This window comes from Sneathiella limimaris, from assembly GCF_012932565.1.
In the GTDB taxonomy this organism is placed as follows: Bacteria; Pseudomonadota; Alphaproteobacteria; order Sneathiellales; family Sneathiellaceae; genus Sneathiella; species Sneathiella limimaris.
Map to the genome: position 1 here is coordinate 106,187 of NZ_JABBYJ010000003.1, position 14,911 is coordinate 121,097.

Sequence of the window (14,911 nt, forward strand, 5' to 3'; positions counted from 1 at the left end):
AATGAACATCCGCTTCGATATTCCCTTAACTTCCAGGAAACAAGTCAGCCGGAAGACGGCCCGATGTGATGAGATATAATAAGCCACTAACTGTCACAATTGACGAAACAGTTGTCACCAAAATCGCGGCAGAAGCTCTCTCAATCCAAACACCATATTGCTGAGCCAGAACGAATACATTTGTTGCTGTTGGAAGAGCCGCCAGCAACACAGCCGTATAAACCCATATTGGGTCAAAATCACCGGCCCAACTGAGGCCAATATACATCAACAAAGGATGTAGAAGTAAATTTGCTGGCACAACGTACCCCAGCTCAATAGGCACTTTTTTAAGTGGCCTCAGCGCAAGGCTTACTCCCATCGCAAACAAAGCACAAGGGGCTGCGGCCTGCGCCAGATAATTGATTAACCCCTCAACAGGTTTTGGCGGCTCAAACTGAATAATAGCGGCGCCAACCCCGATGATTGTTGCAATAATAAACGGATGAAAGAAAACCCGTTTCAGAATTTCTTGAATTAAAGAGAAAGCGCCACGTTTCTCTCGACCAGAAAATGCCATCATCGTCGGCGCTACTGTAAAATGCATTACGTTTTCAAAGCAGAATATCAACGCAACCGGAACTGCAGCGATCTCTCCAAAAGTCAGAATTGCCAGCGCGGGCCCCATATATCCGATATTTCCATAAGCTGCGGCCAACCCTAGTATCGTTCCCTCAGCAATCCCAGCCCGGACAATCAGTAACGCTATGAGCAAAACAACGACAAAAATGCTGAAAGTCACTAGAAGATTAGCGGCAATAAAATCCCAGCTTGCAAGCTTTTCAACCGGAGTTTTGGATAGAAGTTTAAAAAATAGAGACGGAAGCGCTGCATAGATAATAAATGTATTCAGCCAACCCATAGCCGTTTCAGGCTGCTTGGTGATCTTGGCAATCAGATATCCGAGAAATATGAGCCCAAAAAGTGGGAGTACGAGTGCGGCGATATCAGACATTTACAAGATCCTGTTCAATTCCGTTTCAAGTGGTAACTCCTATCACCACAGCGGTCAATAGATCTCAAACCAATAAAAAAAGCCCCGGACTTTTTGCCGGGGCTTGAAATTTCTGCTCTGCTTTAGATCATGCAGATTTACGACGCCGGTATCCGAAGAAACCGAGAATAGCTATACCGGCTGCATAAAGCGGTAGTGCTGCTGGAAGCGGAACTGTCGTTAAAGAACTCGCTGAGTAATACAGAGACATGTGAGATAGACCTTTACCGCCACCACCACTTGGGAAAACACTGAACGTAGTCCAGTCACCACCCAAGATCGACGTATCAATTAAGTAGGCTACAAATGCATTTTCTGATTTAAGAGTTAGAAAAACATCTGTGTAACCGTTGAAGCTATCAACAGACCAAGAACCAGAATTACCACCGTTCACAACATCCTTCAAAACAATCTTGTGATCGCCGTCAAGGCCATCTGACTTATCCGCAAGTACCCAGTCAGTGATACCAAATGGATCTTCAGCAGCAACGTGCGCTTGCGTATCGTTAATGCCATCATAGACTTCACATGCGATGGAAGTCGTCAAATCAGCTGTTCCTGCAGATGTGATAAGCACAGGACCAAATCCGCAAACCGGAGGAGCCGGTCTTGCCGCCTGAGCTGAAATAGCCACAAAAGAAGTAGCTGCTAAAACAAAAGCGCCGTACATCAAACTCTTAAAAGAATATTTGGCCATAGTTTTATCCTAAATCTTTAATCGGGACGCACCCGACCCCCAAAATCATATGTTAGATATATATCAAGTTAAGAATTGACACCAAACAATTACTTAAATTTTTATGCAATTCTATCTGCAATTCACGCAAGAGAAGTAAACCCATAACAAGGTTTCTCCCATAAATAGAAATTAACTAATAAAATTAACCATTAAGCCAAATTTATTCGATTCTTTAGTTGCAAATAATTCCTAGTTTTACATAAAAACAGAAGTGATCTGAGGGCTACTCAATGCAAAAAAAAGAGGCGCCAGAACGGCGCCTCTTACTAGAAGTTCTTGCTCAGATCAACGTCCGCTAAATACGGGTTTTTCTTTCTTTACGAACGCCTTAGCCGCCCCTTTGTGATCTTCTGTTTCAAAGTTCGTAATCATATGCACAGCTTCCCAATCCAATACATCTTTCAAGCCTTCATAAAGCGCTTTATTCAGGTTCTTCTTCATGAAGCCAATAGCAATCGTTGGACGGGCAGCAACAGTAGAAACCATTTTCTGCACCTCTGCCTCATAGTCTTCTTCGGAGACCGCCTTATTGATAATCCCTTCCGCTGCAGCCTCTTTTGCCGTCAACACCGAGGACATAAAATAAAGCTCCCGAGCCTTAGCCGTTCCCACCAGTTTGGTAAGGAAATAGGACCCGCCAAAATCCCCTGACAAAGCAATATTTCCAAATGCTGTGGTTATTTTTGCGGTTTCAACGGCAATCCGCATATCACAGGCAAGCGCAATGGAAAGTCCTGCTCCAGCAGCAGGTCCAGGGATCGCGGCAATGGTTGGTTTTGGAATTTCATGAATAAATTCTGCGACGCGCATACGATTTCTAAGATCATCAACCCGCTGATTAAACTCATAAGACGCAGGACCGCTCCCTTCCGCCCTTGCCGCAAATGATTTCACATCACCTCCGGCACAGAATGCGCCACCCGCACCAGTTATGACGACAACGCGTACATCCGGGTTCGCCCCAAGCCGCGGCAATGCTTCGAGCAAGTAATCAAACATATAGGCTGTCATGGCGTTTCGAGCCTCTGGCCGATTAAATGTCAGTGTCGCCACACCATTTTCCAAGGTTTCAATAATATCTTCTGACATGCTTATTCCTTTTTCTTTTTTCAGCATTCATTCTACCCGGCAGCGGTACATGTACCACAAATCGGTTTTACTGTGCCGCCAGGGTTTCCTCATCACCATTTCTAAAGCGGTTGAGTAAATGGTCCCATTCTGCTTCAGCTGATTGCAGATGACGTTCTTTAACGTGGCCAAAGCCACGAATATGTTCCGGTATCTCAGCCAATTCAATTGCAAGCCCAATATTTTCCGCAGATAGGGATTTCAGAATCTCCTCCACAGTATTTTCGTATCTCTTGATGAGAGCTACTTCTTTTTGCCGCTCTTCGGTTTTTCCGAAGGGATCCAATTTGCTCCCTCTCAAGAAGCGGAAACGACTAAGAACAGCAAAAGCTTTCATCATCCAGGGACCAAATTCCTTTTTGATCAGTTGCCCGTTATCAGGGTTTCTTTTCGCAAAAATTGGCGGAGCTAAATGGAAGTGAAGTTTATACTCACCTTCAAACTGATTACCCAAGCGTTTCAAGAAGTCCCCATTGCTATACAACCTTGCAACTTCATATTCATCTTTGTAAGCCATTAGCTTGTAGAGATATTTTGCAACCGCCTTCGTCAATTTGCCATCAGAGCCAGTAATCGAATTTTCTGCCTCATGAACTCTGCGAACAAGTGCCTCATATCTTCTTGCATATCTCTTGTTCTGATAAGCCCTAAGAGCGTCGAACCGACGAGAAATCATATCCTCTAGCGATACCTCAGCAGGTAATTCCGGCTCTACCGAAGCAGGTTCAGCAACTGTCAGAACTTGTTGCAAATCGGCGGCGGCCCGCCGTCCCCAGGCAAACGCTTTTTTATTCGCTTCTATAGCAACACCGTTGAGTTCAATCGCCTGCTCAATAGAACCACGAGAGACGGGAATTGTTCCTTTTTGATAAGCATAGCCCAGTAGAAACAAGTTAGAGGCAATAGAGTCACCCATCAGTGCTGTCGCAATCTTAGTACTATCGACAAACTCGGCAGCTTCCCGACCGATGCTATCCGCAACTAAGGCTGTCAGCTTTTCCCGGTCCATTTGTAAATCAGGTGCCAACGTAAACGCAGCAACAGGTGCCAGGTAATCGTTCACAATTGCCTTGGTTCGTCCAAGCCCATAACTTTTGAGTGCTTCACCGCCAGCAGCTACGACAAGATCACAGCCCAGAACCAGATCAGTCTGCCGGTTGGGAATACGCGTTCCTCCGAGCTCAGCTGAAGATGGGGTAATCCGTACATGGCTCATCACCGCCCCGTTTTTCTGCGCCAGACCAGTCTGATCGAGGATGGTTGCTCCCTTGCCTTCCAAATGGGCAGCCATTCCAAGTAATGCACCAATAGTCACAACACCTGTACCACCGATACCGGTCACCAGAATATTGTAGGAGCCTGCCAATTTCGGCAATTGAGGATCCGATAAGGTTCCGGCTGGATCTGTTACATCAATAGCATCGGAGGTGACTTCGGTTGCTTTTGATTTTTTAAGCTGCCCGCCATGGACGGTTACAAAACTTGGGCAAAAACCTTTTACGCAGGAAAAATCTTTATTACAGGATGATTGATCGATTTCCCGTTTACGGCCAAATTCAGTCTCCAGCGGCTTTACAGACACACAGTTGGAAACTACGCCGCAATCACCACATCCTTCACAAACATCAGAGTTGATGAAGACCCGTTTTTCCGGATCTGGAAAAGTACCCCGTTTACGGCGCCTACGCTTTTCAGCAGCACAGGTCTGATCATAAATGATGGCCGTTACACCTTGGACTTCCCTTAATTCTCTTTGAACATGATCCAGCTCATCCCGATGGTGAATGGTTACGCCTGGCGCCCAAACAATATCGCTGGTGTATTTTTCTGGCTCATCGGTAACAACACAAATTTTCTTGACCCCTTCAGCATGTATCTGCTGACTGATTTGCCAAGGGCTTAAGGGGCCATCAAAAGGCTGACCACCCGTCATCGCAACGGCATCATTAAACAAGATCTTATACGTGATGTTAACGTCTGCAGCAGCGGCAGCACGAATTGCCATCAGGCCTGAATGAAAATAGGTTCCATCCCCAAGGTTTTGGAAAATATGCTTTTCATTCGTGAAAGGTGCCTGTCCAATCCAGTTGGTTCCTTCTGCGCCCATATGGGTGTAGGTTTGAGTTCGCCGGTTTGGCATATAGACCGCCATCGTATGACAGCCAATCCCTGCCATTGCCCGGCTCCCTTCAGGAACATTTGTCGAAGTGTTATGGGGACAACCTGAACAAAACCATGGAGAGCGTGTAATACTTGCAGGCGGCATTGTATTGCCACTTTCATTTGCCTCAGCCAGAGCAAACCCATCAAGAACCTCTTTGGGTAACTCCCTTATCCCAAGTCGCGCGCTAATCGCCTGGGCAACGAGGCGAGGAGTCAATTCCCCATCAGACGGTAACAAGAACTCGCCTTTTTCATTTTCTTTACCAACAATCAAAGGACGAGATGGCAAGTCATATAGGATCCGTGCGGCCTGCTCTTCTATAAGGCTCCTTTTTTCCTCAATAACCAGAATTTCATCAAGACCTTCCGCAAATTGCTTCAGCCCTTCCGGCTCTAATGGCCAAGTGCAAGCCACCTTATAAACCGATAAGCCTATTTGTTCAGCGAGATCTTCCGTAATACCAAGGTCAGCGAGAGCTTGGACGGTGTCTAACCAAGATTTGCCAGTTGTTACAATCCCAAAGCGCCGCTTCTGACTGTCTTGCGTTATCCGATCCAGTTTATTAGCCCTTACATAGGCCTTTACCATCGGAATTTTATGTCGAACTAAGCGTGTTTCCTGTGCGTTGGCATTGTCTGGCCAGCGCAAATAAACACCATCAGCTGGGGGTTCAACATCTTCAGGGATCTGGACCTTCACCCGGTCAGGTCCCACATCAACGGTTGCCGAACTTTCAACGGTATCGGTCAGGCATTTCATACCGACCCAGCATCCGCTGAACCGGCTAAGAGCAATGGCATGAAGACCATAATCCAAATATTCCTGAACCGTAGCTGGGTTAAGGACAGGTATCATCGCAGCTGCCAGTGCCTGCTCACTTTGGTGCGCAACTGTAGATGACTTTGCCGTGTGGTCATCCCCCATCAGAACTACAACGCCACCATGTTCTGTCGTGCCAGCCATGTTGCCATGTTTGAACACATCACCAGATCTGTCGACACCTGGCCCTTTGCCATACCAAATTCCGAACACGCCATCATAATCAGACTGACCGGATAAATGGATTTGCTGGGTTCCCCAAATGCTGGTTGCAGCCAAATCCTCATTAACGCCTGGCTGAAAATGAATATCGTTATTCTTTAAGAAAGGCTTTGCCTTCCAGAGACTTTGATCATAAAGGCCTAAAGGGGAGCCGCGGTACCCAGAGATAAAGGCTCCGGTCTTCAACCCTTTAGCTGCATCCCTCTGTCGTTGCATAATTGGCAAGCGAACGAGAGCCTGCGTACCAGTCAGAAAAACTTGTCCGCTCTCTAACTCGTACTTATCGTCCAGCGTCACTTTTGTTTGATGATTATTCATGATTGTTCCCCAGACCTTTTCCCTGCGTTGCACCAGGGTTCTTTACAGAATACTAGATCAGCCGCAACTGACATACAAATAAATGGGGCGGTGGTGACCATGTGGTCAACCGCACCGCCCCAAATTTTCAAGAACCTGAAAGATCAGACTTCAAGCCATTCCTTCCGGACCTGCTCATTGTTTCGCAGCTCTTCAGGTGTTCCTTCATAGACCATATGCCCATGCCCCATCACATAGAGACGATGGGAAATCTTCAAGGCGATCGCCAGCTTTTGCTCCACCAACAGAATGGATACACCGCGTCTTGCAATCTCGGAGAGTAGCTCACCAACCTGCTCCACAATCTTCGGTGCTAGCCCTTCTGTCGGCTCGTCAATCATGATCAAGTCAGGATCCCCCATTAGGGTCCGACACATGGTCAGCATCTGCTGCTCGCCACCAGAGAGCACACCAGCATCAACATCTGCCCGCCGTTTCAGGTTTGGAAACATGTCAAACATGTCATCCATTTTCCAACGGCCCTGCTTTTTCATATCCTTGATCCCAAGGATCAGGTTCTGACGAACGGTTAGCCCTGAAAAGACGTCACGGTTTTCAGGGACATACCCCAATCCGCGGTTCGCAATTTCGTGCTCTCGCTTTCCGGCGATTTCCTCACCACGGAATTGAACGGACCCAACAGGCGGAACTTCACCCATAATCGACTTAATTGTGGTCGACCGGCCGACACCATTCCGTCCCAGTAGGGAGACAATTTCGCCTTCTTCAACATGGAAATCCACGCCCTGAAGAATATGGCTCTTACCGTAATAGGCATGCAAATCAGTTACTTTAAGCATCCTCAGTCTCCGCTCCCAGATAGGCCTCTTGAACGGCTTTATTATTTCTGATGTTTTCTGGAGTATCTGTGGCGATTATCTCACCATAAACCAGCACGGAGATCCGGTCAGCCACATCAAAAACAACGCCCATATCATGCTCAACCATGACAAGGGTCTTGCCTTCTGTGATTTTGCGGATCAATTCTATCGCCTGATCCGTTTCTGAATGGCTCATCCCTGCTGTTGGTTCGTCAAGCATAATCACGTCTGCGCCACCCGCTGATGCGATCCCGATTTCCAAAGCCCTTTGTTCAGCGTATGTGAGAACACCAGCCGGCACATGCTGACGAGAAGTCAAACCAATCTCTTCCAGAACTTCTGCTGTCCGATTGTTTAACCGTTTCTCTCGATCGACTAAATGCCAGAAGGAGTATTTGTAATCCTGTGACCACATCAGACCACAACGAACATTCTCAAACACACTCATGCGAGGAAAAATGTTAGTGACCTGGAAGCTTCTAGAGAGGCCTTTTCGGTAGATTTCATAGGGAGGCAAGTTACTAATGTCCTCCCCATTCAATTCAACTTTACCTCCAGAGAGGTTATAGCGACCACTTACCAAGTGGAACAGAGTAGACTTCCCGGCTCCATTGGGTCCAATAATCGCATGGCGTTCCCCTTTTTGAATATCCAGATCAACTCCCCGAATAATCTCAGTCGGACCAAAGCTCTTGCGCACATCTGTCAGTTTTATGGCTGAACTCATGATGCACCTCCTTTATCACCCGACATGGGTGCGTGAGCTTGATCCCAAGCTTCGCGCAACTGAGGGAGTTGTGTTTTTGAGAGAAAACCACCGACCACAATAAGGACTGCAACAACAACCCATGGCATGACTGAGTGTGTATCAAAGGTCATTCCAATCAGTGTCATTTCAGTATCATCAGGTGATGAAGCCCTAACATGATGGACTATCTCTAAGAACCCGATAATGCCAAAAAGACCAACAATTACAGGAACACCCATCCGGATATAGGGAACGATAAGTAATCCCATCCTCTTCATCCGGTAAATCGGAACATGCATTGCCAGAATGCCCGTCAATCCCTGAGGAACGTACATCACTGTCAAAACAAAGATAATTCCAACATATAGCTGCCAGATTTCCGTGTAGTTACTGACGAGTGTTTGCAGCAGCGTAAAGACAATTGCACCAACGATTGGACCGATGAAGAAGCCCACACCACCAATGTAAGCCATCAGCACAACAACACCCGAAGTTAAGGCATTGAGGTTTTCTTCCGTCACAATTTCAAAGTTGATGGCAAAAAGGCCGCCAGCCACACCAGCAAAAAAACCAGACGCGACAAAGGAAATAAACCGAACTTTTCGTTGACTATATCCAACAAACTCAGCTCGCTCATCATTATCCCGAACCGCATTTGCCATCCGTCCCATTGGTGTTCTGGAGAACAAATACATTAACAGGGTTGTGATAAAGACCCAGAAAGCAATCAGAACATAGACTTCGATATCCTGGGCGAAATCCATTCCAAGGACTTCTGGACCCATTGTCCGGTCACCGCTCACCCCTTCTTCACCGCCAAAGAATGCGACAAAGATCAATGAACTGGCGGCAACCAACTCGCCAATTCCTAGGGAGATCATGGCAAAGACAGTTCCAGCCCGCCGGGTCGAGAAGCTACCGATAATGATCGCGAAGATCAGTCCAATAAGACCGCCAAAAACTGGCACAAGGATCATGGGCAAAACAAAGACTTCGTCCTCAATGTAATTCATAAAATGAACTGACATGAAGCCGCCCAGGCCAAAGTAAACGGCATGACCAAAGGACAGCATCCCTCCTTGCCCCAACAACATGTTGTAGCTCAGCGCAAAGATAATGAAGATGCCCATGAGGTTCATGGTGTAAACAGACAAGTTGCTGCTGAAAATCTGTGGCAGCACCGCAAGTCCGACCAGCACAGCTACCCACGGCATAACTCTCCGCAAGATGGCTGATGAAGAACTGGAATTTTGGGAATTAACAACTTCACTCATGTTTCACGCTTCCCAAGTAAACCGGTTGGACGGAAGATGAGGATCAGGACCAATAGCAGATAGGGCAGAATTGGCGCCACCTGCGGCAACGACAATGTCCAAAGATCCCTCAAAGCACTATCAACATCGGTTTCAATATTGAAGACCATCAGCAGATCATTCACCGAGTAATCAAGCGCAATCGCAAAGGTCTGTAACAGCCCGATCAGCAGCGAAGCGATAAACGCACCGCCAAGCGAACCAAGGCCACCAACAACCACAATCACAAAGACAATACTGCCGAGGACAACTGCCATCCCCGGAAATGTTCCGAGTGCTGGTCCCGCAATAACACCCGCAAGGCCTGCCAGCGCACAACCTGCACCAAACACGCCCATGAAAACCAGCGGCACGTTATGACCCAGCATAGCTGTCATATTGGGTTTTGTAATAGCAGCTTGAATGATCAGGCCGACTCTTGATTTGGTCAGAACCAGCAGCAGAGCAACAAAAATTCCGATGGAGACTACCAGCATGAAGGCTTTGTAAGCTGGGAAATCCTGACCAAAGAAGGTGAAGAGTGGAAACTGTAGAATTTCTGGTTCATGGTAAGCTTTTGTGTCTTTACCCCAGATGAACTGCACAATTTCTTCAATAAGAAAAGCCAGACCAAAGGTGAAGATAAGCTCGGCGACATGTCCCCATCTATGGACATAACGAAGTCCGTATCTCTCAACGAGAGCTCCCAGGATACCGACAAGGATCGGGGCAACGAACAAGCCAACCCAAAATCCTAAATATAGACTAACCGTATAGGCAAAATAAGCACCCAGCATATAAAAGCTGGCATGCGCGAAATTGAGTACTCCCATCATCGAGAAAATCAGCGTCAAACCACTTGCAAGCATAAACAGCAAGAGTCCCGTGACAATCCCATTCAGAAGGGAAAAGAATACCAATTCAAACATGATTTGAATCTCTTGTAATCACACGTGGAGGCAGCTGCAGATCTATCGTCTGCTTAGAAAAGTCCGGAACCATTCAATCGAATGGTTCCGGTAGTCAGCACACTTATTCTGGGCGCTTCATCTTACATGTAGATGGAAGTGCTGTATCTGGACCAGAAACTGTACTTTCGGTAACCAGACCGAAGCCAGAGTTATCGTTGTCGAAAGTAATGTTTTCATCTGTGTGAACAGAGATATGTACCGGCTGGATCAACTGGTGATCTTCAGCGCGCATGACCAGCTTCTCACCGTGCAATGAAGTGAATTCCATACCTTCAAGAACTCTTGCAACATCGATCGGCTTATCAGAACCTGCTTTTTCCATGGCAGCGGCCAGCATCTGAATTACGTTAGCAATCCGGAACTGTGAAATATCTTTTTCAGGGAATTTCGCCTTAAATCCACGGTGATACGCAGCATATTCTTCAGTGCTTGGTGGGTTCGCAGGTCCTTCGTGAACCAGGCGAATTTTGTTTTTACCAGCGGCACCGATTGTTTTGGTAATACCATCGTTTGCAGCATAGTAAGTGTAAACTGGTACATCGATACCCGCATCACCAATCGCTTTTGCAAGACCAACCATGTCTGCGCCCCAGTTACCGGTAATAACTGCGTCTGCACCAGATGCCCGAATCTTTGTTGCATATGGTGTGAAGTCTTTCACTTTTCCAATTGGGTGAAGTTCATTGCCCACAATTTCGATATCTGGACGTTTCTCACCCAGGAATTTCACAGCTGCAGCAGCAACGGCTTTACCGAAGGAGTAGTCCTGACCGATAATGTAAACTTTCTTGATACCGGATTCTGCTTTAATCGCGTCCGTCAGAGCGTTCATTTTGATGTCTGCGTTCGCATCAAAGCGGAAATGCCAGAAGTTACACTTCTCGTTTGTCAGAGCAGGATCGACAGCGGAGTAGTTCAGGAATAGAACACGGTTGTCAGGGTTCCTGCGATTATGCTTGTTAATCGCATCTGTCAGGGCATTAGCAACACCAGAGCTGTTCCCCTGAACAATGTAATGAACACCCTCACCGATAGCGCGCTTCAACTGCACCAGGCTTTCTTTTGGACTGATTTTATTGTCGTATCCAATAATTTCAAACTTCCGGCCACCAAGAACGCCACCTTTTTCATTCACGAGTGTATCCGCAGCATATTGATACTGGGAAAAACCGTTTGTTCCGGTAGCAGCAAATGGACCTGAGAGCGGATCAATAAAACCGATCTTAATAGCATCAGCTGCATTTGCAGAAAATGCGGAAACGACAGCAAGCGCTGCACCTGCAATAATTGCGGATTTGATTTTCAATTTTTCCTCCCACTATGGGTTATTCAACCATTCTTGAGCCGGTCATATTATTTTGAAGAGTTCAACGGACTTATCATTTGGTTACAGATCTTCCCAAAATCTGTTCAGATATGTAGTGCTAAGTCTGTTTTCTTCCCTGTTAGCGACCTAAGCTAAAAAGGAGTATAATTTTCAACAAACAAAAAATTCAACCAAAAAACCAAAGGGATACGTATTTTCCAAAAAGGCCAAATTTGTTTTAAATAAAACATATTTCTATAATAAGCCTCTGTTCTATAAAGAGTTACTGGATAATTAGGAAGCTCACTATCCTCTCTCTGCTTATAATTTAAGCAAAGAAAACTAATAAATTTTATAATGACGTTACGTAAATATTCTCGCTAAAATTGATTAATAATACTTTTTAGCTCCTTTAAATTACATTTTCCCAAAACTGCTTTTGAGTAGATTAACAAAGGATTAGATTTTGAGAGGGCATACTGCTATTGGAAGGCGTGGAAAAAGGACAGCATGCGTAAACACAGCCGTAAAATACTTCTGCTTACTATTGGGTGGCTTTTTGTCGCCATTGGCGCGGTTGGAGTTGTGCTTCCCGTTTTACCGACAACACCATTTCTACTAATTTCCCTGTGGGCTTTCTCTCAGTCTTCCGACAGGTTCCATAGCTGGCTATTTCACCATAAGATTTTTGGCCCGCCCTTGCAGGAATGGGAAAACTATGGGGTCATTCCCATGCGAGCGAAAATTGTTGCTTTGATCACCATGGCTGCAAGCGCGTCTCTAGTCATTACCCTGACAGAAACCCCTTGGTATGGCTTAACTGGCATGTTGGCACTCATGGCCATAGGAGCCGGTTTTATCATAAGCCGTCCAAGCCAACGCCCTATTCAAAAATTACAACCGGCCAAGACGAGTGAATAAAAGATCGAAAAACCGATCATCATCCAAACTATCACATACAAATGCGTTCTTTGGCTTTTCCTGAATATCCCACCAATCGACGACAGTCTGACCAATTGTGAGCTCCGAAGACACCTCAATGGCCAGATTTACGGATCGCCCTGAGAAAATATGTGGATCAATAAGGTAGGCGACAACGCAAGGGTCATGTAGTGGGCCACCGGCAAATCCGTAACGGCTCATATCAAACCGATTAAAGAAATCCAACATACCACCACAAACGTTTCCAACAGGCGTTTGCATGTCTTTGAATTTTTGCAAACGCTCCGGCGTTACCAGAGCTTTATGGGTTACATCCAAAGGCATCATGACAATCGGGATACCGGATTCAACAACCACATTGGCAGCATGCGGATCAACATAGATATTAAATTCAGCAGCAGGGGTCGTATTTCCAAACTCCTGCACAGCTCCACCCATACAGACAATTTCTTTAATTTTTGGAATAATCTGTGGCGCCTGCATAATCGCGAGTGCGACGTTAGTCATCGGCCCTATCGGGCAAAGGGTAATAGAATTATCCTCCGCGGCAAGACACGTATCAACAAGAAAAGAAACGGCGTGCTTTTCCTGCAAAGGCATTTGGGGATCCGGCAGGTTAGCGCCATCAAGACCAGTTTTACCGTGGATCCACTCGGCAGTGACCAATTTGCGGAATAAAGGCTGACTTGCACCTGCGAACACAGGAATATCTGCACGACCTGCAAGTTCGCATATGCGACGTGCATTACTTTCAGTAAGAGCTAACGGCACATTTCCGGCGACTGTCGTAATACCAAGAAGATCAATATCTTCTGTAGCGGCTAAAGCCAGTAGGATAGCAACAGCATCATCCTGCCCTGGATCACAATCAATAATAATTTTGCGCTTTTTCATGGGGTCAGAAAATCTACCCATCTATTCTCTCTGTCAAGCGCAGATACTATCAAGGAATGAGAGGTTGAGCATCCGCCGTTTCGAAGATTGATTTCAATTGGACAAGCGCCCTTTCTAGTTCGTTACGGGATTGAGTTGCCATCAGACAAACCCGAACATAATGATCATCCAGAAGACGACTCATAGCAAACCGGTCACCGCCAATTACTATAATGCCCTGCTGCCGGGCTCTTTCCGTAAATTCACTTGGCGTTAATGTGTCGGGAAGGCGGAGCCAAAGTTGAGGGAGAAAACCAGAATGCGCTGTTAGCGATGGAGACATCCAGTTTTCCAGATAAGAGGTTGCCGCCTGGAACCGTTTCCTCCCCTCCCGGATCAATTCCTGTCGATGTTTTTCCACGACACCCGACTGCACCAATTCAGCAACAACATCGAGAGAGATAGTAGATGTTGTCCAGTTGATCGCCTTCGATGCCGAGATCAGCTTGGGAATAAATCGATGTGGTGAAACGATATAACCTACTCGAAGCGCCGGACTAAACACCTTAGAAAAACTTGTCAGGAAAATCGAAATCTCAGGCGCAAGCTCATAAAAACTCGGAATAGATTGATGTTGAAAAGGGGCATAGACTCCATCTTCGACAATAGGGATATTATTCTCTTTAGCGATCTTCACAATTTCATGTCGCCTTTCAAGAGATAAGGTGGTCCCCGTTGGATTCTGGTTCGTTGGGTTTGTCACCAACATTCTGATTTTGTGACGCTGCACTAGTTCTGCGAACGATGATGGCACAATACCCCCATCATCCATATCCACAGGTGCTGTTTTCAGTCTATTCTCCATGGCCGCTGCCTTAATGCCAGGATACCCAAAAGCCTCTACAGCAATTGTATCGCCGGGCTTGGTCATGGATTTCATTGTGAGATAAAGGCCGGACTGCGTCCCTTGGCAAACAACAATATGACTTTTGTCCACTGTTCCTATTAACTGCGACACCCAATCCTCAGCAATTTGCAAATCTGTGTCCCGACCCCTCGTCTCTATGTAGTCTGAGTAGCTTGGGGGCGGCTTGCGTTCTGACAATGACGCAAAAGCATTAGCAAAAGCGGACCCCGTCTCTGGATGGAAAAACCGGTTGAGCGATAAGTCTGCGGCCGCTCCTGCGGCAAATCTGTTCGGATCAAAAGAGCTGAGAGCATTCTCATAGACATCATCGTTTCTCGTTGGGGCTACGAAAGTGCCACGCCCAACCTGTCCAAAGGTGAGACCACGACGTTCCAACTCTCCATAAGCTCGAGTTACAGTCCCAACACTGCAATTAAGCTCCCAAGCCATTTCCCGATGCGTAGGCAAGCGATCACCTGACTTCAATTGACCTGCTTGAATTTGCTTTTGAACATAACTCACAACTTCATCGGATTTCATTGCAACTTTATTGTATCGAGTACAATACTCCATTTGACGGGTACATTTT

12 protein-coding genes are annotated in these 14,911 nt (G+C 46.4%); 1 reads left to right on the forward strand and 11 read right to left on the reverse strand.

Features of this window, described 5'->3' with window-relative positions; translation table 11 throughout:
• Positions 1-25: 25 nt before the first annotated feature.
• The 9 genes from HH301_RS16220 to HH301_RS16260 all read right to left on the reverse strand — a co-directional run bounded on the left by HH301_RS16220 (position 26) and on the right by HH301_RS16260 (position 11,600).
• Positions 26-994, reverse strand: coding sequence for an AEC family transporter (locus tag HH301_RS16220; protein WP_169570087.1), 969 nt, complete (start codon positions 992-994; stop codon positions 26-28).
• A gap of 127 nt (positions 995-1,121) precedes the next feature.
• Positions 1,122-1,730: a hypothetical protein gene (locus tag HH301_RS16225; protein ID WP_169570088.1), complete on the reverse strand. Its 609-nt coding sequence runs from the start codon at positions 1,728-1,730 to the stop codon at positions 1,122-1,124.
• Positions 1,731-2,057: 327 nt separating this feature from the next.
• Entirely contained in the window at positions 2,058-2,861 is an 804-nt protein-coding gene (locus HH301_RS16230) for an enoyl-CoA hydratase-related protein (protein WP_169570089.1), read from the reverse strand.
• A 67-nt stretch (positions 2,862-2,928) separates the two neighbouring features.
• Positions 2,929-6,423, reverse strand: a complete 3,495-nt coding sequence (locus HH301_RS16235) for an indolepyruvate ferredoxin oxidoreductase family protein (RefSeq protein ID WP_169570090.1) — start codon at positions 6,421-6,423, stop codon at positions 2,929-2,931.
• Between the two features lie 143 nt (positions 6,424-6,566).
• Complete coding sequence (locus tag HH301_RS16240; RefSeq protein WP_169570092.1) at positions 6,567-7,262, reverse strand: ABC transporter ATP-binding protein; 696 nt, start codon at positions 7,260-7,262, stop codon at positions 6,567-6,569.
• The gene (locus tag HH301_RS16245; RefSeq protein ID WP_169570093.1) at positions 7,255-8,010 is read right to left on the reverse strand and encodes an ABC transporter ATP-binding protein; all 756 of its coding nucleotides are present in this window, start codon (positions 8,008-8,010) and stop codon (positions 7,255-7,257) included. Before HH301_RS16245 ends, HH301_RS16240 begins: the two co-directional genes overlap by 8 nt.
• Positions 8,007-9,305 (reverse strand): branched-chain amino acid ABC transporter permease, encoded by a 1,299-nt coding sequence (locus HH301_RS16250; RefSeq protein WP_206378387.1) that lies wholly within the window; start codon positions 9,303-9,305, stop codon positions 8,007-8,009. The genes HH301_RS16245 and HH301_RS16250 overlap by 4 nt, the downstream gene beginning before the upstream one ends.
• Positions 9,302-10,252, reverse strand: coding sequence for a branched-chain amino acid ABC transporter permease (locus tag HH301_RS16255; protein ID WP_169570094.1), 951 nt, complete (start codon positions 10,250-10,252; stop codon positions 9,302-9,304). Before HH301_RS16255 ends, HH301_RS16250 begins: the two co-directional genes overlap by 4 nt.
• 103 nt (positions 10,253-10,355) lie before the next feature.
• Positions 10,356-11,600: a branched-chain amino acid ABC transporter substrate-binding protein gene (locus tag HH301_RS16260; protein ID WP_206378388.1), complete on the reverse strand. Its 1,245-nt coding sequence runs from the start codon at positions 11,598-11,600 to the stop codon at positions 10,356-10,358.
• 510 nt (positions 11,601-12,110) lie between these two features.
• On the opposite strand from HH301_RS16260, the gene HH301_RS16265 reads away from it, so the two are divergent.
• A complete protein-coding gene (locus HH301_RS16265) occupies positions 12,111-12,521 on the forward strand; it encodes a YbaN family protein (RefSeq protein ID WP_169570096.1) in 411 nt (136 codons plus the stop codon).
• Here the strand turns inward: HH301_RS16265 and HH301_RS16270 are convergent.
• Together HH301_RS16270 and HH301_RS16275 are read right to left on the reverse strand one after the other, a co-directional pair.
• Positions 12,495-13,457 carry a nucleoside hydrolase gene (locus HH301_RS16270; protein WP_206378389.1) on the reverse strand — a complete coding sequence of 321 codons (963 nt, stop codon included), beginning with the start codon at positions 13,455-13,457 and terminating at the stop codon, positions 12,495-12,497. The genes HH301_RS16265 and HH301_RS16270 overlap by 27 nt on opposite strands.
• Before the next feature lie 28 nt (positions 13,458-13,485).
• Complete coding sequence (locus HH301_RS16275) at positions 13,486-14,862, reverse strand: aminotransferase-like domain-containing protein (protein WP_169570097.1); 1,377 nt, start codon at positions 14,860-14,862, stop codon at positions 13,486-13,488.
• Positions 14,863-14,911: the final 49 nt, after the last annotated feature.